General features: G+C 67.9%; 30 protein-coding genes. 13 read left to right on the top strand and 17 right to left on the bottom strand.

What is annotated here, in order from left to right:
* Positions 1–25 precede the first annotated feature (25 nt).
* From ASD55_RS13670 to ASD55_RS13625, 10 genes are all read right to left on the bottom strand, one after another.
* A complete protein-coding gene (locus ASD55_RS13670; RefSeq protein ID WP_082542789.1) occupies positions 26–910 on the bottom strand; it encodes a class I SAM-dependent methyltransferase in 885 nt (294 codons plus the stop codon).
* A 160-nt stretch (positions 911–1070) separates the two neighbouring features.
* Entirely contained in the window at positions 1071–1907 is an 837-nt protein-coding gene (locus ASD55_RS13665; RefSeq protein WP_056766884.1) for a Wzz/FepE/Etk N-terminal domain-containing protein, read from the bottom strand.
* Positions 1908–1917: 10 nt separating this feature from the next.
* Complete coding sequence (locus ASD55_RS13660; protein WP_056766882.1) at positions 1918–3087, bottom strand: hypothetical protein; 1170 nt, start codon at positions 3085–3087, stop codon at positions 1918–1920.
* Positions 3084–4031: a glycosyltransferase gene (locus ASD55_RS13655; RefSeq protein WP_056767005.1), complete on the bottom strand. Its 948-nt coding sequence runs from the start codon at positions 4029–4031 to the stop codon at positions 3084–3086. Before ASD55_RS13655 ends, ASD55_RS13660 begins: the two co-directional genes overlap by 4 nt.
* Positions 4031–5284 (bottom strand): O-antigen translocase, encoded by a 1254-nt coding sequence (locus ASD55_RS13650; RefSeq protein ID WP_056766880.1) that lies wholly within the window; start codon positions 5282–5284, stop codon positions 4031–4033. The genes ASD55_RS13655 and ASD55_RS13650 overlap by 1 nt, the downstream gene beginning before the upstream one ends.
* A complete protein-coding gene (locus tag ASD55_RS13645) occupies positions 5281–6420 on the bottom strand; it encodes a DegT/DnrJ/EryC1/StrS family aminotransferase (RefSeq protein WP_056766879.1) in 1140 nt (379 codons plus the stop codon). Before ASD55_RS13645 ends, ASD55_RS13650 begins: the two co-directional genes overlap by 4 nt.
* Positions 6420–7352: a GNAT family N-acetyltransferase gene (locus ASD55_RS13640; protein ID WP_056766877.1), complete on the bottom strand. Its 933-nt coding sequence runs from the start codon at positions 7350–7352 to the stop codon at positions 6420–6422. The genes ASD55_RS13645 and ASD55_RS13640 overlap by 1 nt, the downstream gene beginning before the upstream one ends.
* A complete protein-coding gene (locus tag ASD55_RS13635) occupies positions 7352–8293 on the bottom strand; it encodes a hypothetical protein (RefSeq protein WP_056766875.1) in 942 nt (313 codons plus the stop codon). Before ASD55_RS13635 ends, ASD55_RS13640 begins: the two co-directional genes overlap by 1 nt.
* A 6-nt stretch (positions 8294–8299) precedes the next feature.
* Positions 8300–8965, bottom strand: coding sequence for an acetyltransferase (locus ASD55_RS13630; RefSeq protein WP_056766873.1), 666 nt, complete (start codon positions 8963–8965; stop codon positions 8300–8302).
* Positions 8950–9387, bottom strand: a complete 438-nt coding sequence (locus tag ASD55_RS13625; protein ID WP_056715508.1) for an FdtA/QdtA family cupin domain-containing protein — start codon at positions 9385–9387, stop codon at positions 8950–8952. Before ASD55_RS13625 ends, ASD55_RS13630 begins: the two co-directional genes overlap by 16 nt.
* Before the next feature lie 245 nt (positions 9388–9632).
* Here ASD55_RS13625 and ASD55_RS13620 point away from each other — a divergent pair, with 245 nt between their 5' ends.
* From ASD55_RS13620 to ASD55_RS13600, 5 genes are all read left to right on the top strand, one after another.
* A complete protein-coding gene (locus tag ASD55_RS13620; RefSeq protein WP_056766871.1) occupies positions 9633–10991 on the top strand; it encodes a hypothetical protein in 1359 nt (452 codons plus the stop codon).
* Positions 10992–11113: 122 nt separating this feature from the next.
* On the top strand, positions 11114–11938 hold the full coding sequence (locus ASD55_RS13615; RefSeq protein ID WP_235577819.1) for a hypothetical protein: 825 nt from the start codon (positions 11114–11116) through the stop codon (positions 11936–11938).
* 76 nt (positions 11939–12014) lie between these two features.
* A complete protein-coding gene (locus ASD55_RS13610; protein ID WP_056766869.1) occupies positions 12015–12599 on the top strand; it encodes a sigma-70 family RNA polymerase sigma factor in 585 nt (194 codons plus the stop codon).
* The gene (locus ASD55_RS13605) at positions 12596–13246 is read left to right on the top strand and encodes a hypothetical protein (protein ID WP_056766867.1); all 651 of its coding nucleotides are present in this window, start codon (positions 12596–12598) and stop codon (positions 13244–13246) included. Before ASD55_RS13610 ends, ASD55_RS13605 begins: the two co-directional genes overlap by 4 nt.
* Entirely contained in the window at positions 13243–14547 is a 1305-nt protein-coding gene (locus tag ASD55_RS13600) for a S8 family serine peptidase (protein WP_056766866.1), read from the top strand. Before ASD55_RS13605 ends, ASD55_RS13600 begins: the two co-directional genes overlap by 4 nt.
* A gap of 95 nt (positions 14548–14642) precedes the next feature.
* Here the strand turns inward: ASD55_RS13600 and ASD55_RS13595 are convergent, their stop codons facing one another.
* The 3 genes from ASD55_RS13595 to ASD55_RS18505 form a co-directional block, all read right to left on the bottom strand.
* Complete coding sequence (locus tag ASD55_RS13595) at positions 14643–15515, bottom strand: YihY/virulence factor BrkB family protein (protein ID WP_056766864.1); 873 nt, start codon at positions 15513–15515, stop codon at positions 14643–14645.
* A 34-nt stretch (positions 15516–15549) separates the two neighbouring features.
* Complete coding sequence (locus ASD55_RS13590) at positions 15550–16035, bottom strand: YetF domain-containing protein (RefSeq protein ID WP_056766862.1); 486 nt, start codon at positions 16033–16035, stop codon at positions 15550–15552.
* A gap of 105 nt (positions 16036–16140) precedes the next feature.
* Entirely contained in the window at positions 16141–16302 is a 162-nt protein-coding gene (locus tag ASD55_RS18505; RefSeq protein ID WP_157599009.1) for a hypothetical protein, read from the bottom strand.
* Positions 16303–16464: 162 nt separating this feature from the next.
* Between ASD55_RS18505 and ASD55_RS13585 the strand changes: the two genes are divergently transcribed.
* Entirely contained in the window at positions 16465–17337 is an 873-nt protein-coding gene (locus ASD55_RS13585) for a DUF72 domain-containing protein (RefSeq protein WP_056766860.1), read from the top strand.
* A gap of 9 nt (positions 17338–17346) precedes the next feature.
* Here the strand turns inward: ASD55_RS13585 and ASD55_RS13580 are convergent, their stop codons facing one another.
* The gene (locus tag ASD55_RS13580) at positions 17347–17730 is read right to left on the bottom strand and encodes a hypothetical protein (RefSeq protein WP_056766858.1); all 384 of its coding nucleotides are present in this window, start codon (positions 17728–17730) and stop codon (positions 17347–17349) included.
* Positions 17731–17929: 199 nt separating this feature from the next.
* Between ASD55_RS13580 and ASD55_RS13575 the strand changes: the two genes are divergently transcribed.
* Together ASD55_RS13575 and ASD55_RS13570 are read left to right on the top strand one after the other, a co-directional pair.
* A complete protein-coding gene (locus ASD55_RS13575; RefSeq protein ID WP_056766856.1) occupies positions 17930–18403 on the top strand; it encodes a hemerythrin domain-containing protein in 474 nt (157 codons plus the stop codon).
* A gap of 217 nt (positions 18404–18620) precedes the next feature.
* Entirely contained in the window at positions 18621–18977 is a 357-nt protein-coding gene (locus ASD55_RS13570; protein WP_082542793.1) for a response regulator, read from the top strand.
* Between the two features lie 51 nt (positions 18978–19028).
* On the opposite strand, the gene ASD55_RS13565 is transcribed toward ASD55_RS13570, so the two are convergent.
* Positions 19029–22133, bottom strand: a complete 3105-nt coding sequence (locus ASD55_RS13565) for a PAS domain S-box protein (RefSeq protein ID WP_255357484.1) — start codon at positions 22131–22133, stop codon at positions 19029–19031.
* Positions 22134–22318: 185 nt separating this feature from the next.
* On the opposite strand from ASD55_RS13565, the gene ASD55_RS13560 reads away from it, so the two are divergent.
* The 5 genes from ASD55_RS13560 to ASD55_RS13540 all read left to right on the top strand — a co-directional run bounded on the left by ASD55_RS13560 (position 22319) and on the right by ASD55_RS13540 (position 26106).
* Positions 22319–23095, top strand: a complete 777-nt coding sequence (locus ASD55_RS13560) for a DUF72 domain-containing protein (RefSeq protein ID WP_056766851.1) — start codon at positions 22319–22321, stop codon at positions 23093–23095.
* A 102-nt stretch (positions 23096–23197) separates the two neighbouring features.
* Positions 23198–23938 (top strand): DNA-formamidopyrimidine glycosylase family protein, encoded by a 741-nt coding sequence (locus ASD55_RS13555; protein ID WP_056766849.1) that lies wholly within the window; start codon positions 23198–23200, stop codon positions 23936–23938.
* 57 nt (positions 23939–23995) lie between these two features.
* A complete protein-coding gene (locus ASD55_RS13550) occupies positions 23996–24904 on the top strand; it encodes a cation diffusion facilitator family transporter (protein WP_235577829.1) in 909 nt (302 codons plus the stop codon).
* A gap of 109 nt (positions 24905–25013) precedes the next feature.
* Positions 25014–25493, top strand: a complete 480-nt coding sequence (locus tag ASD55_RS13545) for a YetF domain-containing protein (protein ID WP_056715552.1) — start codon at positions 25014–25016, stop codon at positions 25491–25493.
* 25 nt (positions 25494–25518) lie between these two features.
* Positions 25519–26106, top strand: coding sequence for an alpha-ketoglutarate-dependent dioxygenase AlkB (locus tag ASD55_RS13540; RefSeq protein WP_056766847.1), 588 nt, complete (start codon positions 25519–25521; stop codon positions 26104–26106).
* Between the two features lie 24 nt (positions 26107–26130).
* On the opposite strand, the gene ASD55_RS13535 is transcribed toward ASD55_RS13540, so the two are convergent.
* Together ASD55_RS13535 and ASD55_RS18500 are read right to left on the bottom strand one after the other, a co-directional pair.
* Complete coding sequence (locus ASD55_RS13535; protein ID WP_056766846.1) at positions 26131–26343, bottom strand: hypothetical protein; 213 nt, start codon at positions 26341–26343, stop codon at positions 26131–26133.
* Between the two features lie 80 nt (positions 26344–26423).
* Positions 26424–26612, bottom strand: a complete 189-nt coding sequence (locus ASD55_RS18500) for a hypothetical protein (protein WP_157599008.1) — start codon at positions 26610–26612, stop codon at positions 26424–26426.
* Positions 26613–26664 lie beyond the last annotated feature (52 nt).

Raw genomic sequence — 26664 nt, 5'->3', positions numbered from 1 at the left:
CGCGGCCTGCAGGAAGTCCATGCGCTCAGCGCCGCCGCATCACGATCAGGAAATGGTCGCCCATGTCGCGCAGCAGCGGCAGCGCGCCCAGGCGGTCGTCGAGCCGGCCCAGCCGTTCATACCAGTGGCGCCGGCGACGGTAGTAGTCCACCAGGTACGGCGGCGGCATGAACAGGCTCAGCGCGCGATAGCCCTCCAGCGAAAAGTGTTCGGCAAACGCGCGATAGAACTCGCGCGGCAGGTAGTAGCGGGTCCAGATCGTGTGACGGTTCATGCCCACCGCCGTCGCGCCCCGCGCGGCGCGCACGCCGGCGCGCCGGAAGCGGCCGCGCAGCGCGTAGTGCCCCAGCTCCCACGGACAGATCCGGCCCATCACCGAAAACACCAGGCTGCCGCCGGGGCGCAGCAGGCGCGCGCATTCGGCCGCGACGGCGGCGAGGTCCGGCGCGCAGTTCAGCGGGCCGAAGTTCGAGTAGATGCCATCGAACTCGCCCTCGAGCCGATCGAGCTGCTGCACACCCAGATGCATGGCCGTGACGCGCGACTGCAGCGCCGCTGCCGCCGCCCGTGCCCGCGCCCGCTCGACCATCAGCGGCGACCAGTCGGTGGCGACGACGTGAAAGCCGCGCCGGGCGAATTCGAGTGCGTCGATGCCGGTGCCGCAGCCCAGGTCGAGCAGGCGTGCGCCTGGCGGCACCGCGCTGTGCACGGCGTCCCACAGGGTCAGCCGCATGCGCTGGATCAGCTCGTTGTTGCCGCGCGGCCCGTCGTAGTCGGCGGCCACGCTGTCGAACGCGCGCTGCGTGTCGAGCAGTTGCGCCTCGTCCGGCGGCGCGCGCCGCGGAGGCTGGCGGACACTTCCGGCAGGTGCCTCGCGCCGCCCTGTTTCCAGCTTGTGCCATCCGCGCATATCGAACCCACTCCGTTCCACCGTGATGCAGCCGTCCATTCGCCACGACATCCGCGCACCCCGTCTCGCAGCGGTCCCGGCAACTTCATGGAGCTGATCCGTGAGTGCCGGCCAGCGCCGTTTTGGTTGAATGGCGCCGGCGCCGGATGCATCGTCCGCGTCAGGCGGGCCGCCGCCTTCGTGCCATCACCACGGTCACGAAGGCGCCCAGGAACAGGCCCAACAGGAGGCCGATGCCCCAGGTCAGTTCGGGATTGGGAAACGCCTGCTTGTCGGGCACGTAGGCTGGCCACATCATCGACGTGCTGTAGGTGTAGGTGGGCCCGAGACGTTCCAGCAGATCGATCCGGCTCGCTCGCAGGCCGCGGATCTCTTCACTCTTGTTGGCCAGCAGCAGGCTGGCCAACATCGGGTTCTGCACGTCCTTGCGGTCCGCCCCGCTCTGGTTTCCCGGCATCGCCGCCTGCCGGTAGCGGGCCTGGTCGGCCAGCGCCGTCTGCAGGTCGGCCTCGAGCTGGCTGAGGCGCGCCCGCGCCGCCTTCAACGGCACCTCCTCGAGTTGCCGATGGACCTCGCTCAGCCGGGCGACCGTCGCGTTGGCCAGTTCGACCGCCTGCTGGCGCGAATACGCCCGCACCGTGAGGCGGATCAGCGGACCGGCATAGGGCATCGGCTCCAGCTTCAGGCTGTTGCGATAGAGCCTGGCCACCGGCGAGGTGTCGGCGTAGCCGGCGCTTTTCAGGATCTCGTTTTCGAACGGCACCCGTTCCAGCCGCTCGATCACCCGCAGCAGCGGCTCGACCTTTGGGTCCTGACCGGACATGACCTGCCCGACCTGGCCGATCTGGATCCACGCGGTCGCCTGCCATTGCCGTTTCACCGTGTGCGCGAAGACATAGGTGCAGGCCAGGGTCAGCAGCAGCACCCCGACGAACCACATCCAGCCACGGGTGAAGATCCGCCACAGATCGATCAGATAGATTTCGTCTTGTTCCATGGTTCTGCGCTCAGCGGGAAGAGGAAGGGAAAAGGGTGTGCGCGGCCGTCGGGGGCACCGGTTCGGGCGACCGCCGGTTCGGCAGCCACGCGGCGAAAACCTGCAGGACCAGGCACAGGCCGATGAAGCCGGCGTTCGTCCACGTGTAAGCCTGCGGCGCGAACGGCGCCATCACGCAGACGTAGGAAACCCGCAGGAAGATCAGCAGGGAAAACAGCGGCACCGTGGGCCGCAGGCGCTGCACGCTCCACAGCAGCATCGCGTACAGCCCCACGATGGAAACCACCGCGCCGAACGGACCGAGCGCCATCAGGAACGGGAAGAACTCCGTGCCCACGTTGATGTTCGACGCATCCAGCGGGATCGTCGTGCCGGCCGTCGCGACCGAACCGCTCAGCGGCACGACCTGGTGGATCAGGAAGTCGGCGTTGACGTACCCCTTGGCCAGGATCGCGCTGAAGTTGTAAGGCCCGGCGCTGACGTAGAGCAGCAGCCACTTGATTCCTTCCGGCGCCGCGCGGTACATCGCACCGAACGGCAGGGTGACGTGATCCAGCGGCCCCGAGCGCAGCATGCCGAGAACCGAGAAGACGCTGACGCCGACGACGCCCAGCAGGCCGACGGCCTTCCACGGCAGGGGCCTGGCCTCGTCCCGCCGCAGCATGATCAGCAGCGCAAACGCGAACACCGTGGCGAACACCCGGTTGCGATCGATCACCAGCACCGGGAACAGGAAGCCGACGGCGATCAGCGTGTTGCGCAGCCAGCGGTTCCTCGCGCACAGCAGCCCGATCGGCGGCAGCACCCAGCACATGTCCGACACGTGCCGGATGTGTTCGTGGCCGCCTTCCATCACCGCGTAGGCCGACGGATTATTGAACAGCGGGATCGGGAACAGCGCCAGGTCGAGCAGGCAGAAGGCGGCGACCAGTCCGGCCAAGGCCAGCGCCACGAACGCGTCGCGCGTGCCGCCGTAGCGGCGGGCGCGGAACCGCGCGGCCGGCGGAATCCTGACCCCCGCCTGCACGTCGAACAGCAGGATCGCCGCGGCCATCACCGCCAGCAGCAGCACGCCCGGCAGGTAGTCGAGCGGAAGCTCGTAGGTGAACAGCGTCACCGCGCAGGCCAGCAGCAGCGGCAGCGCGAGATAGGCCGAGGGCAGGCACACCAGGCGTTTCATGTCGCCTCCGCGCGGTGGTTCGCCGAGGGCGACGCCAGCCTCGACATCGCGGCCAGCCACGCATACGCCAGCAGATGGGCGGCCACCGGCAACGGCTGCCGTTGGAGGAACGAGATCTTGGCTCCGATGTAGTGCGACTGCGCCTGCAGCAGGGTCTTGTACGGTTCGTCGAACAGGCAGGCCCGGCGCTGCGCCACCTGCCGCGACTCGGCCAGGTTGGCGATCCGGGTCGCGGTGTGTCGCGTCTTGCTCAGGTTCGCGCCGTGGATGCGGTAGGCGCAGACGCTGACGTCGATGAAGCCCAGCGCATCGGCTGCGGCCAGGCGCAGGAACAGGTCCCAGTCCTCGATGCGCAGGCCTTCGCTCCAGCGGTCGACGGTGTCCAGCGCGCTTCTTCGCATCATCGCCACCGGCCCGCCGATGGCCCAGTGGCTGATGATGGCGCGGCGGATGCCGTCATCGGATCGATACAGCCGCTTGTCGGCACGGTGCAGCACCCGCATGCCGCTGTCGTGCATCCGGTTGCCATGCTGGTCGACGACGATCGAGTCACCGATCACCGCGCCCTTGTCCGGATGCGCCAGCAGGTAGCGCATCTGGGCGTCGAGCCCGCCGGGCAGCAGGTAGTCGTCGCTGGCGCCCGGGCGCAGGAAGTCGCCGTTGGCGCGCGCCGCCAATTCGTTCAGCGTCGCCGCGATGCCGCGGTTCTCCCGTCGCACGTACTCGATCGGGATGTCCATGCAATGCATCGCCACCCAGTCGGCGATGCGCTCGGCGGTGTGGTCGGTGGAGCCGTCGTCGATGACGATGAGCTCCTTGGCCGGATACGGATCTTCCAGCACGCTGTCCAGGCAGCGCTGCACGAAGCGCTCGTGGTTGAACGCCGGTATCAGCACGGACACCAGCGGCATCGCCGCCACGTCCATCGGCACGTCGCCGTCCATCATCGCAGCCCTCCCAGGTAGCGCCGGGCCACCAGCAGGTTGAAGCCCAGATACAGCAGGTAGTTGAGCGCGAACGCATACATCGCGCCGACCAGGCCGAAGCGCGCGGCAAGCACCCAGACCAGCACGACATAGCTGGCGGCGAACACGCATTCGGAAACGACGAACAGCTTCGTCATCGCCTTGGCCAGCATCAGGTAGGAAAGGATGAAGGAGGCGATCTTGATCACGTCGCCGACCAGCTGCGGCCCGTACAGCGCGTTGGCGGCGGCGAAGTCCGGCGTGAACAGCAGCCGCGTCACCCATTCCCGTGCCGCGTAGACCACCGCCGCCAGCACGACGACCGCCGGCAGCAGGATGCGGCAGGCGGTGCGCAGTTCGGCCAGCAGGGCCGCGCGCTCGTGCGTCGACGCCAGCCTGGGCAGGTAGTGGATGTTGATCGCCGTGGTGAAGAACAGCAGGTAGGCGTCCGACACCTTGCTCACGGCCTGCCAGTAGCCGACCGGCTCCCAGCCGAACTGCAGCGCCAGGTGATCGCGCACCGCGATGTTGACCAGCGGCGGCAGCAGGGCGGAGCTGAGCGTCATCACCGAGAACGTGGCCAGCCGCAAGCTCATCTCGCGGTCGTAGCGCAGCCGCAGCATGCCGCGGCGGAAGTACGAGCTGCGCCACCACGCCGGCAGGCCCACCAGCAGCCACGACAACTGGCCCAGCACCAGCGCCAGCAGCGCACCATCCAGGTGCTGCCAGCGCGCCAGCCAGACCATCATCACGATGCCGATGAGCGAGCCGCTGACCTGGATGAAGGCCAGCCGGCGCACGTCCATGAAGCCGTTGACCACCGCAAGGACGTAGTTGAGCAGCGCAATGCCGAGCTGCGCGACGGCGAGCACGCGGATCAGCCCGGCGTACTGCGGATCGCCCAGCAGCCATGTCGCGAGCTGCCGGCTGAGCAGCAGCGCCACGCCACCCATCAGGCAGGACGCGCAGAACGCGTAGCACAGCGCGGCGGACAGCAGGCGCGACAGCCGCTGCGGATCGTCGCGGTACTCGGCGACATGTTTCACGATGGCCGCGCCGATGCCGCCGCCGGCCAGCACCGCCAGCAGCGACATCAGGCTCATGAACTGGCCGAGCTTGCCCACGCCCTCGGGCCCGGCGAACCACGCCACCAGCTTGATTGCCACCAGCCCGGCGAGCAGCCGCGCCGCGGTGGCGATGCTGGTGTAGAAACCGGTGCGGACGATGTTCATGCGCCGCGCCCGAACGCGTTGCAGGCGTCGATCACGCGATCCACGTCGTCATCGCGCAAGGTCGGTCCCATCGGCAGGCTCAGCACTTCCCCGCACAGCCGCTCGGTCAGCGGCAGGTGGACGTGCTGCAACGACGGGTACGCAGGCTGCCGATGCACCGGCACCGGATAGTGCACCAGGGTCTGGATGCCCCGCGCGCGCAGATGCCGCTGCAACGCATCGCGCTGCGCGCAGCGCAGCACGAACAGGTGCCAGGCGTGCTGTTCCCCGCGAACCACGTGCGGCAGCCGGATCTGCGGATGGTGGATGCCATCGCGATAGCGACGCGCCACGTGGCGGCGCCACGCCACATCCGCATCGAGATGCTTCAGCTTCACCCGCAGCATGGCCGCCTGCATTTCGTCGAGTCGTGAGTTCACGCCCTGGTAGAGGTGGCGGTATTTCACGTCGGAGCCGTAGTTGCGCAGCGCCGCGATCCGTCGCGCCAGCGCGTCGTCGTCGGTCACCACCGCGCCGCCGTCGCCCAGCGCGCCAAGGTTCTTGGCCGGGAAGAAGCTGAAGGCCGCGGCATCGCCGAACGCGCCGGCCCGGCAGCCGTCGCGCATCGCGCCATGGGCCTGCGCCGCATCCTCGATCAGCAGCAGCCCGTGCTGCCTGGCCAGCGCCTGCAGCGCCGGCATGTCGGCCAGCTGGCCATACAGATGCACCGCCATGATCGCCCGCGTGCGCGGACCGATCGCCGCTGCCACGCAGGCCGGATCGATATTGAACGTCGCCGCGTCCGGCTCCACCGGCACCGGCACCAGCCGGTTCTCGCTGATCGCCAGGAAGCTGGCGATGAAGGTGTTGCCGGGCACGATGACCTCGTCGCCCTCGGCGAGCAGGCCGAGTTCCCGGTAGCCGCGCAGGATCAGCGACAACGCATCCAGCCCGTTGCCCGCGCCCACGGCATGGCGCACGCCGCACCAGGCGGCGAACTCCCGCTCGAACGCCGCCAGCTCCTCGCCCAGCACATACCAGCCCGAATCGATGACGCGCGCCGCCGCGGCCTTCAGCTCGTCGGCGTAACGCGCGTTGACCTCACCGAGATCCAGGAACGGTACGTCGACCCGGCGGGTATCCGCGATGGCGTCCATCACAGCGGCCACTCGTAGACATCGTGGACGATGGCGCGCGCGCCGAAATATTCCTTCTGCGTGACCAACCCGCCGTTGAGCACGGTGCCGGCCTGCTCGGTGGAGACACCGAAGGAAAAGTGATGCCGGTCCGCATACGTGTCGCCGATCAGCGCGGCGAGCAGGAAGCTGAGCGCATCGAGCGGCCGCCCCTGCTCCGAGGCGGCCAGATACTGGGTGTGCACCACGCGGCCAAAGTCGTAGACCAGGGCGCCGGCCAGCAGCACGCCGTTCCTGCGCGCCTCGTGCAGCACGATCTGCCCGGGGAAGCGCGCCTGCAGCAGGCGCAGCTCCTCCAGGCTGTGGGTCGGTGCGACGTGGTGCCTTTCCAGCACCTCCACCAGCAAGGCGTGGAAGTCGGCCGGGTCGGCGCCGACCTGCAGGTCGATGCCTGCCCGCGCCGCCTTCCTGACGGAACGCCGGCGCGCCTCTGTAAACCGGAACGGCTCCTGCAGCGCGATCACCGACGACAGGTCGCGACGGATCAGCCGCGCGCCCATGCGTTGGAGGGCATACAGATCCTCCTCGGCCGGATACGCATGGAACACATGGGGCACCGCCTTGTAGACGAGGCGCTCCACGCCGAGCGCGCGATAGTGCCCGGCAATCTGCCCGAACACGGCCAGCGTTGCCTCGGCGCGCAGGGTCTGACTGCTGATCAGCCCGGCATAGGTGAGGCCGCCGTGGCTGGTCGCCAGCTTGCCCGCGATGTTCGCCGGGAACACCGCCACGACTTCGCCATCGCGCTCGACCAGCACGGAGGCGTCGACGAAGCGGTCGGCGTGATAGTCCATGTAGCCGCGCCGATGCAGCAGGTTGCCGTTGCGCGAGCGCGCCACCAGCGCATCCCAGGCGCTCGCATCGGTAGGCGCATAGGGCCTGATGGTGAGCATCACGCGCCACCCTCGACAGGGGACAGGCGCGCCTCGGCCACGCCGAAGCCGTCCACGCCCATGTCGTTGCCGTTGTAGAACATCAGCAGCTTGTCGCGCTGGCGGATCAGCGCGGGATAGCAGAGGGTGCGCGAGTCCCAGCCGCTGGCAGAAAGCGTCAGCCCCAGCGACTCGTCGTGGCGTTCCCACTGGATGCCGTCGTCGCTGCAGGCCACGCCGGGAAAGTATTCGCCGGTGAGATTGCCCCGCGTGAAGTACATGAGGTATCTGCCGCCGAGCCGATAGACGCGCGGCCGCCCGATCCGGTACTCGCTGCCGCGTGGCAGCAGGCAGACCTGGTCTTCGCGGGGCATGGCGCGGAGATCATCCGTCTCCGCATGGCGGATGTGGTAACGCGGAAACGGCTGGCCGCCGATGATTTCCCAGTCGTCGCCCACGGCATACCACAGCCGCCAGCGACCGTTCTCGTGGATGGCCGCATGCACCGCGCCGATGGTGCTGCGACCCGGCGCCCGATCCAGGATCGGCGTTTCCTGCACGCGCCGAAAGTGATCGCCGCCGTCGGTCGAGACAGCCAGGCCGGTGAAGGCCAGGAACTTGGCACGCGCCACCCGCTGAAAGCCGACGTAGAACATGTGCAGGCCGCCCGGCGCGTCGACCACGTCGCCCAGGATCATCCCGTTGTCGTCGAAGCAGCCGGGGCGGCCGATGTCGAGCACCGGCTCGGCGCCGACCCGCACGATCGTCGCCGGGTCGTCCGCCTGCACGTCGACGTGGCCGATGCGACTGACGCCTTCGTCGTCGCGAAACCCCGCGTAGACGCGGATGGTCTCGTCGTCGAGGCGATACGGCGTGGGCGTGAGCGCGGAGTGGCGCATCCAGCCGCCCACGCCCTGTCGCGCGGTCTCGAACACCAGCCCCTTTTTCCTCCACGCGTACATGCGCGCTCAGAGCTTCACGTCGAAGCTGGACTTGTCCGGCACGGCACGCGCGGGCGAGCCCACGTAGATCCGCCCCGGCTCGGTATCGCGCGTCACCAGCGCACCGGCGCCGATCACGTTGTCGGTCGCCACCCTGACGTGGTCGTTGAAGGTGCTGTTCACGCCGATGAAGCTGTTCGCGCCGATCTCGCAATAGCCGGAAATGACCGAGTGCGAAGCGATGAACACGTTGTCGTGCACCACCGTGCGATGGCCCACGTGGTTGCCGCTCCACAGGATGCAGTTGTTGCCGACGCGCACGAACGGCTGGATCACGTTGCCTTCGAAGATGAAGCTGTTCTCGCCCACCTCGGCGTTGCGCCACACGAAGGCGCGCGTGCTGACATAGGTGGCCAGCCGATAGCCGCGGCGCTTCATGTCGAGGTAGAGGCGGGTGCGCAGGCGGTTGAGCTGGCTGGAGGGGACGGCGACAAACACGTCCACCTCGGCCGGCGGGTAATCCGCCTCGAGTGTCTCGAAGGCCACCACGGGACGCCCTGCCAGCGTCGGCTGCGTCAGGTAGTCGCGCTCGACACTGAAGGCCACCACGTCGTGGTCGCTGTCGTGCTCGAAGTATTCGCAGGCGATCTGCGCGAACTCGCCCGCGCCGATGAGGACTAGCGGCCCTGGCATGCCGTCATGCCCTCCAGCTGCGCGGCGCCGTTGACCTCGCGCTGGAAGTCGCCGTAGTCGGTGATGTAGTCGTCCGGGTCGTACGGATGGTCGGCCAGCACCATCAGCACGCAGTCGTCGCTGAAGTCGTACAGCTCGCGCCACACCATGCTGCCCAGCAGCAGGCCACGCGCGGGGTCGTCCAGCACGACCTCCGCCACGCCGTTGCCATCGTCCAGCAGGAAGGTCACCGATCCGCGTACCGCCACCGCCAGCTGGTTGAGGTGGCGATGCGCGTGCCGGCCACGATGCACGTCGCGCCCGGTGGCGAAGATGTAGTACACGCGGCGGATCGCGAACGGCACGTTGCCGTCCTGCTCCAGCGCGACGAGCATGCCCCGGCTGTCGCCATGTTTGTGCAACTGGACACACTGGATTTCCATGTTTCAGGCCCGGCTGCAAATCATGGGATGACGACTTACATCGCTGAGTGCCGCCTGGCCGGACAAAGGTTGCGTGGTGCATCGAAGGCGCGAACGACGACGCCTTGCCGACGCCGGCGCAACCTTTCGCGGCCGGCTCGGCACTTACCCGCATTCCTGCAGCGCGGCTGGCATGACCGGGGCGCCGGCGCTGACGGGCACATGACGCTTCGTTCATCGCCGTCCGATCACGACAAGGAAATCCCATGCTGCCTTTCCTGAACCGACCTGCGAACCGCCGTCCCCTGAACCCGTGGCTGTTGCGCGGCCTCGCGCTGTTGCTGCTGGTCGCCGGCAACAGCGCGCAGGCGACTCCCTCGTTTGCCCGGCAGACCGGCTACGTCTGCGCGGTCTGCCACGCCAGCGCCTACGGCGGCGGCGACAACGGCCCGGCGCTGACGCCGACCGGCATGCGCTTCAAGATCAACGGCTACACCGAGGCGAACATCCCCGGTGCACTGCCGCTGGCCGCGCAGCTCACGCTGGCGCATACCAACCCTGCCCGCGGCGAGGACCGGACCCGGCTGACGGAAGCCGACATCTACCTGGCCGGACGACTGACCGATCATGTCGGCGGCTTCGTCAAGATCGAGACCGACAATGTCGGCGGCGGCAAGTACAACACCAAGCTGAGCAACCTCGACCTGCGCTTCGTCGCCAAGTCGCTCAAGCTCGGCGGCAAGGACCTGACGCTCGGCGTGAGCGTCAACAACAACCCGGGCTTCAACGATCCGCTCGCCGTCCTGCCAGCTGCTTCGACGCTGGGCCCGCCGGGAGTCACCGGCACCCTGCTGAATCTTTCCAGTCCCGCCGCCCCGGCCAACCACGTGATCGGCGCCACGGTCTACGCCCTGTATGACTCGAACTGGTATGGCGAAGTCGGCACCTACAACTCGCTGCAGCCGTCGGTGCAGGATCGCCTGGGCTATTCCCTCGGCAGCGACCCGGGCCGGCTCAGCGACACCGGGTATTTCCGCTTTGCCTACATGAGGGAATTCGGGACCCAGTTCTTCTCCGCCGGCGTGGTCGGCTTGTCGACCCGCCGCCAGCGTCCGCGCCTGGGGCCGGCCGACGACATCACCGACCTGGGTTACGACCTGAGTTACCAGTACCTGGGCAACCGGCAACACATCGTGCAGCTCAGCTACGTGAACATCTTCGAGAAGCGCGATTACGGCAGCACGCCGCCCAGTCCGGTGGTGCCGGGCCTGCTGGCGCTGTCGCACGGCGACGCCCGCGACCAGATCGCCACCGCCATCTATACCTTCAAGCAGAGCTACGGCATCGCCGTGTCCCACATGGTCAGCACGGGCTCGCGCGACCCCGCCCGTTACATCCCGTATGGCAGCCCGGACACCACCAGCAATCTCGTCAGCGTGTTCTGGGTGCCTTTCGGCAAGGAGTCCTTCAACTCGCTGGCCAATCTGAGGATCTACGGGACCTGGTTCCGCTTCAGCCGGTTCAACGGCGCCGGCACGAACATCTTCGGTGCGCCGCCCGGAGCGCCGGCGACCAACGCCAGGGACCTGGACGCCTTCACGATTTCCGTGAGCGCGGCGTTCTGAAGGGCGCGGGCGACACCGGCGGGACATCCATCGCTCGCAAATCGGTTATAAGGCAGGCATGCCCCGGTGGTGCGGCAAGACCATCGGAGGCAACCCTGCCCGGTCGAGCGACTGACGAGACGATGTGGTTCAAACGCATGCAGCCCGATGCTCCTGCTGCCACGCGCCGCGACCACGCGCGTTCGCGGCACGGCCCTGCCGTCAGCGGCTCCGCCCGCAGCCGGGCGGGTCTGCTTGTCCTGGCCATCGTCGCCTGCCACCCCACGCCGGCGCATGCCGGGTCGTCCGCCACGAACGGCACGATCGCGCTCAGTTCGCAGCTGGTCGACCGCGGCCTGGCGATCACGCCGGCCACGCCCATCATCCAGGCGGCCGTTTCGTGGGCGTCGCCGGCGGGCTGGTCACTGGGCCTGTCCGGCAGTACCGAACTGCGCTCGCCACGACGCATCACCCAGAGCCTGCTGCAGGGCTCGCGCTCCTGGTCGCTTTCCGGCGACTGGCAGATGCAGGCCAGCTTGCTCTACTACCGCCACTCCGGCGACGCCCGTTCGACCGCCTACGACCGCGGGGAGGCGGGGATCAACTGGCTCTACCGCGACACCCTGACCTTCGGCGTGTCGGCCATCCGCCTCATCGGCGCGGGCGACCGCCGGACGCGTGCGGCCGCCGACCTCGATGTCCACTGGCCGCTGACGGAGCACCTGTTCCTTTCCGGCGGCGCCGGCGTGGCGCACGCTCCGCCGGTGCGTTACAGCTACAGCCGCTACCGGCACTACCGCTACCACGATCGCGAAGGCTTCTACCGCTACGGCCATGTCGGCCTGATGTGGGTTGACGGGCCATGGCGGGTCGAACTCGATCGCGTCGCCACGGACCTGGAGTCGTCGCGCTCGACGCCGGACCCCGGCGCATCGCCCTGGATGGCCACCATCTCGCGATCCTTTTGATGCGACGGCAACCTTTTGGGGCTGAAACGTCACCTACGCACTGACCGACCGGGGTCCGACCGCAAGCTGCGAAGCCATGAACGACGCTGATACCGATGCCGACACCGCCGACCGCATGCTGCTCCAGCGCATGGCGGCGGGCGACCGCGCCGCGCTGGCGGTGCTCTACCGCGGCTACCACGGCAGGTTGTGCCGCTTCCTGTCGCGTCTGACGCGGCGCGCCGATGTCATCGAGGAGGTCATCAACGACTGCTTCTGGATCGCCTGGCAGAAAGCGGACAACTTCCACGGCGACTCGCGGGTTTCCACCTGGATCATGGGCATCGCCTATCGCTGCGGCCTGAAGGCCCTGCGCCAGCATGGCGACGAACCCGTCGCGGACGACGCCGTACCGGAAGACCGCGTCCCCGCCCACAACCCGGATGAGGACCGCGAGCTGCGCGACTGGCTGGGCAAGGGACTCATCCACCTGTCGGTCGACCAGCGCGTCGTGATCGAACTGGTCTACGGCGTGGGACACTCGCTGGACGAGGTGGCCGCCATCATGCAGTGCCCGGTCGGCACGGTGAAGGCGCGGCTGTTCCATGCGCGCGTGAAGTTGCGCAACGTGTTGCCCTCCCTGGCTGGCGACTCGCCGATACATGAAGAGAGCGTGCCATGATGTTCCAGACAAATTCCGGCCGGGACTGCGCCCGCGCCTGGGAAGCCATGCCCTGGGTACTGCAGGGCAGCGCCCCGCAGGAACAGGGCGAATCACTGATGAGCCACCTGGTGCATTGCGAGGCGTGCCGCACCGAGTTTGCGCGGCAAAGCCGGCTGCAGCTGGCGCTGTCGTTGCCCTCGGACATTCCGCTGGACGCCAACGTGGGACTGAAGCACCTGCTGGGTCGCCTTGATGCGCCCGCTCCGCTGGAAGCGCCCGCCCGCTCGCGCACCGCAGGCTGGCTGACCCGCGCCCTGGTCGCCGCCGTGCTGGTCCAGGCGATCGGCCTTGGTACGCTGGGCATGCGGCTGTGGTCCGAAGACGCCAACCCCCGCTACCGCACGCTCAGCGAATCGCCCGTGCCCGGCACGCCGGGCTCGATCGCGGCGGGCTCCATCCACGTCGTGCCCGACGCCGGCATGAAGCTCGCCGACTGGGATGCGTTGCTGCATGCCCTTGGCCTGCAGGTGGTCGCCGGCCCCAATGAGGTCGGCGCCTATACGGTCGTGCCGCGAGGCCCGAACTCGACCCGGCAGCACGTGCTGCAGCAACTGCGCGCCACCCGCGGCATCCGCCTGGCCGAACCGGTGACCACCACGCCATGAAATGCGGCGTCCTGGTTCTCGCTGCCGCGATGGCCCTGAGTGCCTGCGCGCGCCTGCCGCCGGTGGCGGCAGCCGGCGATCACGCCGCGCCGGGCCGCGCCACCCTGGCCAGCGTGTCTACCATGGACAGCCAGCGCGACATCGTGCTGGCGGTGGCCAATCCGCTGGCGCCGCCTGCCACGCACGCGGGTTCCAGCCTGCTCGGTTACCTGCCATCGGCGAACTACGGGATCGGCCAGCGGGCGGCATCGACCCTCGCGGCGCTGAAGAAGATCTATGGCTGGCAGGAGGTGACCGGCTGGCCGATCAAGGCGCTGGACGTGTACTGCATCGTGCTGACGCCGCCCCCCGGCATGTCCCGCGACACGCTGCTCAAGGCGCTGGCCGCGGACGCCCGGGTGCGACTCGCCCAGCCGCTGCAAAGCTATTCGACCTACGCCGACCCGCCGCCACCGGATGCCCGTCGATACAACGATCCCTACGCCGACCTGCAGCGCGGCTTCGTCGAGACCAATGCCGCCGTTGCGCACAACCTCAGCCGCGGCGACGGGGTTCATGTCGCGATCATCGATACCGGCGCCGACCTGGCCCACCCCGACCTGCAGGGGCGCATCGGCGACACGCAGAACCTGGTCGACGCGGACCGCACGGCGTTCGACCGCGACAACCACGGCACCGAAGTCGCCGGGGTGATCGCCGCCACCGCCGACAACCACCAGGGCATCGTGGGGATCGCGCCCGGCGCGGTACTGAGCGTCTACAAGGCCTGCTGGTATCCGCCGGTGCCCGGCGCGGGCGCCCGCTGCAACACCTTCACCCTGGCCAAGGCGCTGGCGGCGGTGATCGACACCGATACGCGCATCATCAACCTGAGCCTGGGCGGCCCCGCCGATCCCCTGCTCGACGAATTGCTGAGCCGTCTGCTCGAGCAGGGCCGCATCGTGATCACGGCGATGCCGCCGGACGGCAACGTCGGCGGATTTCCCGACCGCGCGCCGGGCGTCATCGTGGTGCGCACCAGCCGTGCGACGGAGGCGCCGCCCGGCGTGCTGAGCGCCCCGGGCAGCGACATCCTCACCACCCAGCCCGGCGGCGGCTACGACTTCACCTCCGGCTCGTCGATGGCGGCGGCACATGTCAGCGGCATCACCGCCCTGCTGCTGGCGATGGCCCCCGCGCTGGATGCACGTTCGGTCCACGACCTGCTGCTGCAGAGCAGCCGCGTTTCCGACGGCATGCTCCAGGTGAATGCGGCGGCGGCCATGGCGCGCCTGCGCGAGAGGCGAAAAGCCGGCCGCTGACCCTGCCACCACATCAGCGAGGCCGTGATCTTCCGCCCCGCGCGTCGTGTCGCCCGCGGGCATCTTCGCCGGCACCCACGGAGGGACACCACGGCTCAGCCGCTGCGTATTTCCTTGTCGTTCGAACGTTCCGCCTGCTGCTCGGGCCGCGCCTTTTCGCCGCGGGCAGCGGACAGTCCGTGGGTGAGTTCGGCGCCCATCAGCACGATGGTCGAGGCGTAGTAGACCCAGGTGAGCAGCACCACCAGCGCGCCCGCCGGCCCGTAGGCGCCGCCCACGCTGGCATGGCGGATGTACAGGTCGATCGCGTACTTGCCGGCGATGAACAGCACGGTGGTCAGCAAGGCGCCGCGCCAGGCATCCGCCCACGCGATGCGCGCATCGGGCAGGACGCGATACATCGCGCCGAACGCCGCGATGAACACCAGCAGCGAAATCACCTGCTCGGCGATGCTCCAGATCCACGAATCCGTCGGCACGAAGAAACGGATCAGCGTGCTGACCACGAACGACACGATCAGCAGGAAGGTGACGCCGACCAGCAGCGCGACCGCCCGGGCGCGCGCCCACAGCCAGGCGGTGATGGCCTTGCCGGGGCGGGCCTGGACATCCCAGATGACGTTGAGCGCGCCCTGCAACTGGGCGAAAACCACCGAGGCGCTGAACAGCGTGATCAGCAGGCCCACCACCCCGGCGACGTTGCCCAGCGTCGGCCTGGACTTCGCGTTCTGCAGCACCAGGGTGATCGCGCCGGCGGCCTTTTCGCCCAGTATCCCGGCCAGCCCGTCGGTCAGCTGTTGCTGCCACTCCGGCCGCAACGCGGCCAGCAGCCACAGCAACAACACGATCAGCGGCGCGAACGACAGCGCGGAGTAGAACGCGATGGCCGCCGCACGGGTCAGCAGCGCGTCGTCGCCGATCCCTCCGATCGTCTTGCGCAGGATGCTGGCCAGTCGCGACAGCTGCATGGACTTCCCCGGTGGTTGATCGTTGGCGGCGCGTCTACGCAGAGCGCTTCTTCTTCAGCACGCTGAAGGAGCCGTCGCTTTCCAGGTACATCGCCCTGACCTCGTTGAGCCCCTCGACGTCGGACAGCCGCAACTGCGCTTCGATCTCCTGCTCGGTGAGGTTCTCGCGGCGCATGTTGCCGCGCTGCAGGCGGCCGTGGCGGACCATGAGCACCGGCGGTGCGTCGGTCAGCCGCGAGATCAGCGCGTAACGGCAACCCAGGTAATCCAGCAGATAGTTCCAGCAGACCAGGGTGGCGATCAGGGTCGCGCCGTCGGCCACCGTCTGGCCATCGCCGATCATGGCGTTCTGCGCCGCGTCGCCCAGCAGCACCACGAACAGGATGTCCGCGATCCCGGCCGATCCCGCGTTGCGGCGCAGGACGAAGCGGAAGATCACGAACAGGAACCAGTACATCAGGCTGCCCCGGACCAGGATCTCCAGGGGCGACATGCTGAACGCGAGAAAGGACATGTTCATCGGTCTGTCCACGAATGTCCGCGAGTTCGCGCGGCCCCACGCGAGCATCCGGCGGCGACGGTCACGGCCGGAAACCTGAAGCGGATGCCGGCGGGCATCGACGAATCAACCCGCACCCGTCTTGCGGCGGGACTCGCTGTCGATGTCCTGCTGGTCTTCGCGGACCTCGCGGTCGCGCTCTTTCTGGTTGGGGGCGTCCTTCTTCGCGACATCGTCGTCGTTGCGATCGCCGTCGCCATGCCTGCGGTTTCGAACCGGCTCGACCATGTCTGCGCTCTCCTGTCGAAAGCTGCACCTTGCACGCGGTCGCATCAAGAAAGGGTGACCACAAACCGCCCCCCAATCCGGTACCCGGCACCACCCGTCTTCATCATCGAACCACGGCCGGCGCGGTAGCGTCATCGCCCATCGATGACTTGTGGAAGCTCCATGGCCAGACTGCGCATCGGCATTTCCGGCTGGCGCTACGCGCCATGGCGTGGAAGGTTCTATCCGCAGGACCTGCCGCAGCGACTGGAACTCCACTACGCCTCACGCCAGCTCGACACCATCGAGATCAACGGTTCGTTCTATTCGCTGCAGCGCCCCGACAGCTGGCGCAGCTGGTATCGCGACACGCCGCCCGGTTTCGTCTTCGCCGTAAAGGCGCCGCGCTTCATCACCCACGTGCGCCGGCTGCGCGAGGTGGACAAGCCCCTGGCCAATTTCTTTGCCTCCGGTGTGCTGGAGCTGCGCCAGAAACTGGGACCGCTGCTGTGGCAGTTTCCGCCGAACCTGAAATACGACCACGGGCTGTTCGATGCCTTCCTGGCTTCGCTGCCGCGCGACAGCCAGTCCGCCCTGCGACTGGCCAGGCAGCACGACCATCACGCCCGCTACGTCGGCGACCTCTCGCCACGACGCAATCACCGCCTTCGGCACGCCATCGAAATACGCCACGACAGCTTCAGCAATCCGGCCTTCATCGCCCTGTTGCGCAGGCATCGCGTGGCCCTGGTGGTCTCCGACGCGGCCACGACGTGGCCCCAGCTGCATGACCTGACCGGAGGCTTCGTCTACATGCGCATGCATGGCGACCAGGTCCTCTATTCCAGCGGCTATTCCGATGCCGCGCTGGACGAATGGGCCCGGCGCATCCGCGCATGGATGAGCGGCGGGCAGTCCGCCGACGACGGCCACCGCGCCAGCAGCATGCCCCCGCCGCCGCGGAAGTCGCGCGACGTGTACTGCTACTTCGACAACGACGCCAAGGTGAAGGCGCCGTTCGACGCGATGAAGCTGCGCCGACGCCTGCAGGCCTGACGGCCGCCTTCAGCGCACCGTGAAGCGCTCGCCGTACTTGTCGGCGTGGGCGATCAGGTAGGCGTTGAAGAACTCCTGGTCGCTGTAGCCCTCGCCCCGTATCCGCTCCAGCAGGTCCGGGTCCATCTGGGAGCGGATTAGTGCCAGGTCGTGACGGCGTCCTTCATGGACGATGCCATGACCCTTGGTGGCGTCCGTCGCCTCGACCTCGGGCACCTTCGCCGGCACGAAGGGCGAAACCGGATCGCTGGCCGGGAAGGTTTCTTCCAGCGCCTCGTCCTGATTGTCGCTTTCCCTGGCCTTGCGTTGCGCACGCATGGCCGGCGTTTCCGGCGCGGCCGGGGTGTCCTTGCAATCGGGATGTGCCGGATCTTTGCGGTCATGGCTGGACATGGGCGTCTCTGCTGCGGGAGGGGGTCGCAGCGTGCCAGCCGGGCGGTTAAATCCCGATGTGCGTTCTGTCTAGAGCATGTGCCGACCGACCTGCGCAAACGGAAAGCCCCGCGCCGACGTGACGCCGTCTGCGCAAAACTTGCACGACCCATTCACCGGCGGGTGGGCATCGTCGGCTTTCCCCCAACCGGAGCTCCCCATGGACGCGATCACCCTGCTCAAGAACGACCACGATGCGGTGGAAAAGCTGCTTGAGGAACTGGCACAAAGCACGCCCCGCGGCGTCAAGAAGCGCACCGAACTGCTGGAGAAGATTCGGGTGGAGCTGAAGGCCCACACCACCATCGAGGAAGAGATCTTCTATCCCGCGTTCAAGGCCCGCGGCGACCAGTCCGATGACGACAAGATGTACTTCGAGGCGCTGGAGGAACACCGGGCCGCCGGCGACCTGGTGCTGCCCGATCTGCTGGCCACGCCCGTGGGCAACGAGAAGTTCTCCGGACGCGCCAAGGTCCTCAAGGAGCTGGTGACCCACCACGGGGACGAGGAAGAGAAGGAGATGTTCCCCCGTGCGAAGAAGTTGCTCGACAAGGCGACCCTGGCGTCGCTTGGCGAAAAGATGGCGATGCGCAAGGCCGAGCTGGTCAAGCAGTTGAAGTCGGATCGGGGATGAACCCTTCCCACCGCGTCTGATGGATCGCGTGGTGCCGTCGATGGCCTTCAGCACCGTTCGTCCGCTTTCCCCTGGCTACCCGACGACCCGATGACCGCGCCGATGACCGCAGCGGCGCGAACCCATCGCGCAATTCCGCCCGGCATGATCAGCATTCCGTTTTCCTCGGGAAGGCTTACACTCGTCAGGAAATGCACGAGCGCTGGGGCCGGGGATGATGTCGTTCGAAAAAGGAAAGCGGATCCTCGTGGTCGAGGACGATCCCGTCGTTGCCATGGTGGTGGAAGACAGCTTGCGCGACATGGGGCTGGAGGTGTTCGTCGACCTCTCGCTCATCGACGCGCTGGGCGACATCGAGAGCACCGACTTCGATGCGGCGCTGCTCGACGTGGGGCTGCGTGGCGAGACCGCGCATCCGGTGATGCTCGCGCTGCAGCAGCGGAGCGTGCCATTCATGGTGATGTCGGGCGGCGACCTGCAGGCACTGGCGGTGGAGTTCCCCGGCGTCCGGATGATGTCGAAGCCGCTGGACATGAAGTCGCTGTGCAAGGCCGTAGGTGATCTGCTGGCCTGACGTCGGCTTGGGCCGCCGGCGGTTCGCTGACCGACCGCGCGTTTCACGCGCTCAGGACAAGTCTCGCGCCCGGGAATCCCCCAGCATCCTGCGCAGCCGGCTGGCCAGCGCCTCGACGGTGAACGGCTTGGTGATCAGCTCCATCCCCGCGGCAAACCCTTCGGATGCCGAGGCATCGGACGCGTAGCCGGTCATCAGCAGGACCTTGAGGTCGGGCCGCAGGGCCCGCGACGCATCGGCCAGGGCCCGACCGTTCATGCCGGGCAGGCCGATGTCGGAAATCAGCAGGTGGACGTCTTCGCAGGACCTCAGCGCGGCCAGCCCTGCTTCGCCGTCGGCGGCCTCCAGCACCATGTAGCCCAGTTGATGCAGCACCTCGACCACCACGTGGCGCACCACCTCTTCATCCTCCACCACCAGCACGATCTCGCCATGGCCGGGCGTGGCCGGCGCGTGCCGTGTCGCCGGTGAGGTTTCCTGCCCGGCCTCGTCCAGGTGATACGGCAGATACAGCACCACGGTGCTGCCCTGGCCCGGCGTACTGCGGATGTCGCAGTAGCCGTTTGACTGCCGCGCAAACCCGTACACCATCGACAGGCCCAGTCCCGTACCCTGGCCCACCGCCTTGGTGGTGAAGAAGGGCTCGAACGCGCGGTCGATCACCTCGGGGCTCATGCCGGCGCCGGTGTCGACGACCTCGATGCAGATGTAGCGGTCGCTGTTCACTTCGTGCCACTGGCGCGTCTTGACGTCATCGACGGTCACGTTGCGCGAGCGGATGATCAGCCGGCCACCCTCGGGCATCGCGTCGCGGGCATTGATCGACAGGTTCAGTACGGCGCTTTCGAGCTGGTTGGGGTCGCACAGCGTCGGCCACAGGTCGGGCGCCAGATCGAATTCCAGGCCGATTTGTTCACCCAGAGTGCGTTGCAGCAGGTCGGCCATCGACAGCATCAGCGGATTGGCCTGTACGGGTCGCGGGTCCAGTGGCTGGCGGCGCGAAAAGGCCAGCAGCCGATGGGTCATTGCCGCCGCGCGGTTGGCCGAGTTCAACGCGCCATCGACGAAACGCGTCACCTCGCCCGTCCTGCCCGCATCCACCCGCAGCTGGATCAGGTCGAGCGAACCGATGATCCCCTGCAGAAGATTGTTGAAGTCGTGGGCAAGCCCGCCGGTCAGCTGGCCCACCGCCTCCATCTTCTGCGCCTGGCGCAGTTGCGCCTCGATCAGCACCTTCTCGCTGAGGTCGCGGATGAAGATGTTGGTGCGGTAGCCCTGGTGCAGGGACAGCGAGCTGACGCTGATCTCCACCGGAATCCTGCGACCATCACGACTGATCATCTCGATCGGCCGCACGGCCGCGCCCGAGGCACCACGCGCGGACGGCGAGCGCAGGCTGTCCTCGAAACGCTGGCGGTCCGGCTCCGCCACCACCAGGGCGGACAGTGGCTGACCGATGGCCTGTTCCCGCTGCCAGCCGAACAGGCTTTCCGCGCGCGGATTCCAGCGGACGATCAGGCCGCCCTCGTCCAGTTGCGCGAAGCCGTCCAGCGCGGTGTCGATCACGCCGCGAGCCAGGTATTCGCTTTCCACCAGCGCCGTCTCGGCCTGCATCCGCTCGGTGACGTCGCGGGTGATCTTGGCAAAACCGATCAGTCTGCCGCCGTCGTGGATCGGATCGACCACCACGTTGGCCCAGAAGCGGCTGCCATCCTTGCGCACGCGCCACCCTTCCGCGTTGTAGCGTCCTTCGCGGCGGGCGGTCTCCAGGGCGGCCGCCGGCATGCCCCTGGCGCAATCCTCGGGCGTGTAGAAGCGGGAGAAATGCGTGCCGATGACCTCTTCGGCGGTGTATCCCTTGATGCGTTCGGCGCCGGCGTTCCAGTTGGTGATCACGCCCTGCGGATCGAGCATGTAGATCGCGTAGTCGATCACGCTGCCCACCAGCAGGGCGAAATTGCGCTCGCTGCGATGCAGGTTCATCGACGTCGTTTCCGCCACCCGGATGCGTTCGGACACGCGCTGTTCCAGCCGGGCGTTGCGCCCCTGCAGGGCTTGCTCGGCTTCCTTTTGTCCGGTGACGTCGAGCAGCATGTTCACGCCGCCGCTGAGGCTGCCGTCGTCATCGAACAGCGGCGTGGGGTAAGTCGCCAGCGTGAGCCGGCTGCCATCGGACCGTTCGGCCACCACCATCTCGCCGTGCAACGGCCGTGCCTCGCGGAGCGCGATGGCCATCGGATACTGCTCTTGAGGCAGCGGCGTACCGTCCAGTCCGGACAGTTTCCACGAGGCCGCCCAGTTCTCGCCCAGCGAGGGGCGCCATCCGGCGAGATCGATCGCCGCCTCGTTGAAGAAGGTGAGCCTGCCTGCGGCATCGGTGGTGTAGACCGCCACCGGCAGGGCCTGCAGCACCTGGCCGGAAAACTGCTCGCGCTTGCGGATCGTCCGGCTCAGTTGCTCCTGCCCGGAGACGTCGACGGTGAAGCAGCGCGAGTGGACGAACTGGCCATCGGCAAAGCGGCCGCTGGAGCTGATCTGCACGTGCCGCACGCGACCGTCCGCACCCACCAGCCGGGCCGGATACCGGTCCACCGATTCACCCGCGCGAACCCGTTCGAGCAGCCGGGCCAGGTGGTCGCCGTCGGCATCGAACTCGCCCAGCTTGTGGCCCACGTATTCGTCGCGCCGGTAGCCAAGCAGGTCCAGTTCCGTCCGGTTCGCGCGCAGTATCGTGCCGTCCGCCGCCACCAGCCGCAACCCCACCGCGCCGTTCTCGAAAAGGTCTTCCGCGTCGTCGCTGGCACGAGCCAGCTGGAAGCACTTCAGCAGAACGCCGGAAGGAAGCTCGCCGCCCGTCACGGCCGAGACGCTGAGCGAAGCGCGCAGTCGCTCGCCGGCGGCGGCTTCCAGCACGATGTCGATGTCATCCGCAACATCGCTGGCCTGTGCTGCATGCGGCGATGCCCCGGCCGCGGTCCACAACGCGTGGTCGCTGCCGCCGATCCGCAGGGCATCGCCCCACAGCCGGGCGGCCTTCGCATTGCAGGCAAGCACCACGCCGCTGCCATCGCACAGATAGGCAGGCATCGGCATCGCCTCCAGCAATGCCTGGAAAGATCCGGTGAAATCCCCGCCCGCGGCAACCGTCCCAGCCATTCGGATAACCCCATGCCCATGTTTCATGCTTGTCGATCCGATTCGAAGACTCACCCACGGCGTGGTGTCGCCGGGTCGCGTGAGGCATTCACGACCCTCTCACGCGGCGTCTTCAATCTTCGATCTTCAACTATAACGCCCGCCCTTCCCGCCCCGCCAAGCATGCTGCCGTGACTGTTCACACGATGTGTCGACCCGAGCTGTTGATCGGCTGCGCCGGCTGGTCGATCCCTGCCGCCCACGCCGATCGCTTCCCCGCGGGAAGCAGCCATCTCGAACGCTATGCGCAGCGCTTCAACTGTGTGGAGATCAATTCGTCGTTCTATCGCCCGCATCGACCGGCCACATGGCGGCGCTGGGCGGCCAGCGTGCCGCGGGATTTCCGTTTCGCGGTGAAGATGCCCCGCACCATCAGCCATGAAGCCCGCCTGCGCCACGCCGAACCGGCATTGCGGGATTTTCTGGCTCAGGTCGATGAGCTCGGCGTGAAGCTGGGTTGTCTGCTGCTGCAATTGCCGCCAAGCCTCGTCTACAAGCCGCTGGAGGTGCTGCCGTTCCTCGATCAGCTGCTGCGCCTGCACGCAGGTCCGGTGGCCTGCGAGCCGCGGCATCCGTCGTGGTTCCATCCTGCCGTGAGCCGCGCCTTGCGCGAACGCGGCGTCGCGCGGGTGGCCGCCGATCCCGCCCGGCGCCCTCGCGCTGCCGTGCCGGCGGGCGATCGCCGTCTGCAGTACTTCCGTCTGCACGGTTCGCCGCGGATCTATTACGACACGTACTCCGAAGCGGCCCTGCGCCGGATCGAGCGCCGCCTGGGACGCCCCGACCCGGAGCCCTGCCGGCACTGGTGCATCTTCGACAACACGGCACTGGGTCACGCGGTAGCCAACGCGCTGGAGCTGAGGTCGCGACTGGGCGATGCCACGGACGTGAGCACGTCCGGGCGCGTACCGGACGTGCGATAGAAGAAAACCACAGGAAGCGGTTTTCTTCACAGGCTCTGAGCGCTTCACCTTTCCTGCTCGTTGCCCGTTGCACGATGGCCATCCTCATGTGCGGAAGCATCGATGCCGGAAGGCCCTTCCATCGTCATCCTGCGCGAACAGGCAGCCGCGTTCGCCGGGCGCACCATCCGGCGCGCCACCGGCAACGCGAAGATCGACCTGCAGCGCCTGCCCGGTCGCCGGGTGCTGGCCTTGCGCAGCTTCGGCAAGCAGTTCCTCATCGAGCTGTCCGGCGAGCTGAACGTGCGCGTCCACCTGCTGATGTTCGGCAGCTACCGCATCGACGAAGAACGGGACATCGCGCCGCGACTCGGCCTCGGTTTCGACGAGGGCGAGCTGAACTTCTACAACTGCTCGGTGCGCCTGCTGGAAGGCAGGCTCGACGAGTTGTACGACTGGCGCGGCGACGTGATGTCGGAGCACTGGGACCCGAAACTGGCCAGGGCGAAGCTGCGCGCCATGCCGCATACCCTGGTGTGCGACGCCCTGCTCGACCAGACCGTGTTCGCCGGCGTCGGCAACATCATCAAGAACGAGGTGCTGTTCCGCATCCGCGTCCACCCGCTTTCCACCATCGGCGCGCTGTCGCCGTACAAGCTGGCCCAGCTGGTGGAGCAGGCCCGCGTCTACGCGTTCGAATTCCTGGCCTGGAAAAAGGCCTTCGTGCTGGCCAGGCACTGGCTGGTGCACAACCGCGGGCGTTGCCCGCGCCACGACATTCCGCTGCAGCGCGCGTACCTGGGCAAGACCCATCGTCGCAGTTTCTTCTGCCTGCGCTGCCAGAAGCTGTACACGGACGACTGACCGGTGCCCGCGTCCGGCTCGCACAAGGTGGTCCTTGTCGCCCTGGGCGGCAACCTGATGATCGCGATCGCCAAGTTCGTGGCTGCCGGAATCACCGGCAGCTCGGCGATGCTCAGCGAAGGCGTGCATTCGCTGGTCGACACGGTCAACGAATTGCTGCTCCTCTACGGCTTGCGCCGCGCGGCGCGGCCACCGGATCGCACCCACCCGTTCGGTTATGGCAGGGAGCTGTATTTCTGGAGTTTCATCGTGGCCCTGCTGGTGCTGGCGATGGGCGCGGGCGTGTCGTTCTACGAGGGCGTGATGCACATCCGCCAGCCCGAACCGGTCGCACGGCCGCTGATGAATTACCTGGTGCTGGCGGTGTCGTTCGTGTTCGAAGGCAGCTCGTGGTGGGTGGCGCTGCGCGAGTTCCGCGCGCGCAAGGGCAGGCTGGGTTACTTCGAGGCGTTCCGCCTCAGCAAGGACCCCGCCACGTTCACCGTGCTGCTGGAAGACAGCGCGGCCTTGCTGGGTCTGCTGGTGGCGCTGGCCGGGCTGGTCAGCGCGCAACTGCTCGCCCAGCCCGTGCTGGATGGCGTCGCCTCGATCGGCATTGCCGCCGTGCTGTCGCTGTCGGCGCTGCTGCTGGCCCGCGAGACCAAGGGACTGCTGATCGGCGAACCCGCCCATCCGGTGGTGGGCGAGGCGATTCTCGCCATCGCGGCGGGCGACGCCGGCGTGCGTTGCGCCAACGGCGTGCTGACCGTGCAGATGGGGCCGAGCCAGGTGGTCGCCACGCTGAGCGCCGAGTTCGAGGATGCGCTGACCACGCCGCAGATCGAGGCCTGCATCAACCGCATCGAGAAGCAGGCCAAGCAGGCCCACCCGGAAATCGTCTCGCTGTTCATCAAGCCGCAGACCGCCGAAACCTGGCGCACGCGGCGCCACATGATCGAGGCCGAAGGCCGGCACCGGGCCCCGTGAAGCAAGCACCACGCCGATAGCACCAACGCACGCCCTGCCGTTTCTTCACACTGCCTGGCGCCATCGCGGCGGTAGCCTCGTGCACCCGTGGCCCGCAGGAGTCGGTTCGATGAATTCGCTGATGCACTTGTCCATGCCGTGGTGGCATTTCGCGCTGCGTGGCGCGGCGGTCTATCTCATCCTGCTGTGCCTGCTGCGCCTGGCCGGCAAGCGCTCGTTCGGCGAGATGTCGGCTTTCGACGTGGTGGTGCTGATCCTCGTCGGCGGAACGATGCGCACTTCCATCATCGGTTCGGATACCTCCTTCCTCGGCGGCATCATCGCGGTGGCCAGCATCCTGGCGGTCGATCGCGGCCTGGCCTGGATCTGCACGCGCAGCGCCCCGCTCAATCGCCTGGTCGAAGGCTGGCCGTCGATCCTTGCCCGCAACGGCCAGCGCAGCCCGGAAGCCCTGCGCCGCTGCAATTTGCCCGAAGCGGCGTTCGAACGGGCACTGCATGCCGCGGGGCTGGAGAACGAAGCCACCGTCATCACCGCGCGACTCGAACCCAATGGGCGGATCACCCTGATCCGCGAGCACCAGTCGTGATCACCGGACTAGCGAGCACGCCGTCATGGCGCAACTGAGCCTGTTCGACCGTGGCCCGCAACGGCTGCTGGACGACGCCAGCGGTCGCATCGTGCTCACCCCGGAGCTGGTGGATGGGGAGACTGCGGGGCGCTGGTTCGAGCAACTGCAGACCGGCGTGCAGTGGAAGGGCGGGACGCGACTGATGTACGAGCGCGAGGTGGACGTACCGCGCCTGCGAGCCCATTTCCGGCTGAACGATCCCGCACTGCCCAAGGCGCTGCAGGAGGCTCGCGACGTGACGACCGCCGCGATCGGCGCGCCGTTCGACAGCGTGGGACTCAACCTCTATCGCGATGAACGCGACAGCGTCGCGCCGCACAACGACAAGCTGGCCGACCTGGTGCGCGGCGAGCCGATCGCCCTGCTCTCGCTGGGCGCCACGCGCCGCCTGACCGTGCGGGCCAGGCAGCCGCCGCGCCGGGTGCTGCACATCGACCTGGAAGCCGGCAGCCTGCTGGTGATGAGCTGGGACACCCAACTGCACTATGACCACGCGATTCCCAAGCAGCGCACGCCGGTGGGTCCGCGCATCAGCCTGGCTTTCCGCGTGCGCGGCGAGCACCTCGCGTGAGGCGCCATCCGCCAGCGCCCGCGTCTAGCGTTCTCCTTGCTTCGCGCGTTCGCCTTGCTTCGCGGCTGGTTGCTTCGTGGCCGGGCGCCGCCGCGGGATGCGGCGCGAGGCGTCCGGGTCCGCTGCGTCGGGCAGGTGTTTCTGCCATTCGAGCGGCTCGGGAATCGGTGGATGACGGCCGTCCAGCACCGGCGGCACCGAGGACGGCGAATGGCTGCATGTGGGGTCGGCTTTCATGTCGATACTCCGCGTGGCAAGGTTTCGAAACCATCGATGCGCGGCCGCGGCGGAACAGCGCCCGGAGCGCGGGGACCGGATCACGCACGGGTGGGCGGTTGCGGCGGATCGGCCGGTGGATCAGGCGGCGGCACTTCGGGCTCGGCCGGGGCCTGGGGCGAGGGTTCGCCGGGATCGGGATAGGTGGGCGGCGGCGGATCGGGCGGCCGGTACTCGGGATCGCCTGGTGTGTTGGCGGCCACGGCTGCGGCTGGACGGTATGGATGCATGACCGGTCTCCCGTGCGAGGTGCTGCCGATCCTCGCCTCTTGCGCGCCCAGC

Source organism: Rhodanobacter sp. Root561 (assembly GCF_001427365.1).
GTDB lineage: Bacteria > Pseudomonadota > Gammaproteobacteria > Xanthomonadales > Rhodanobacteraceae > Rhodanobacter.
The sequence above is the reverse complement of the archived record's forward strand: the minus strand, read 5'-3'. Positions and strand labels throughout refer to the sequence as shown.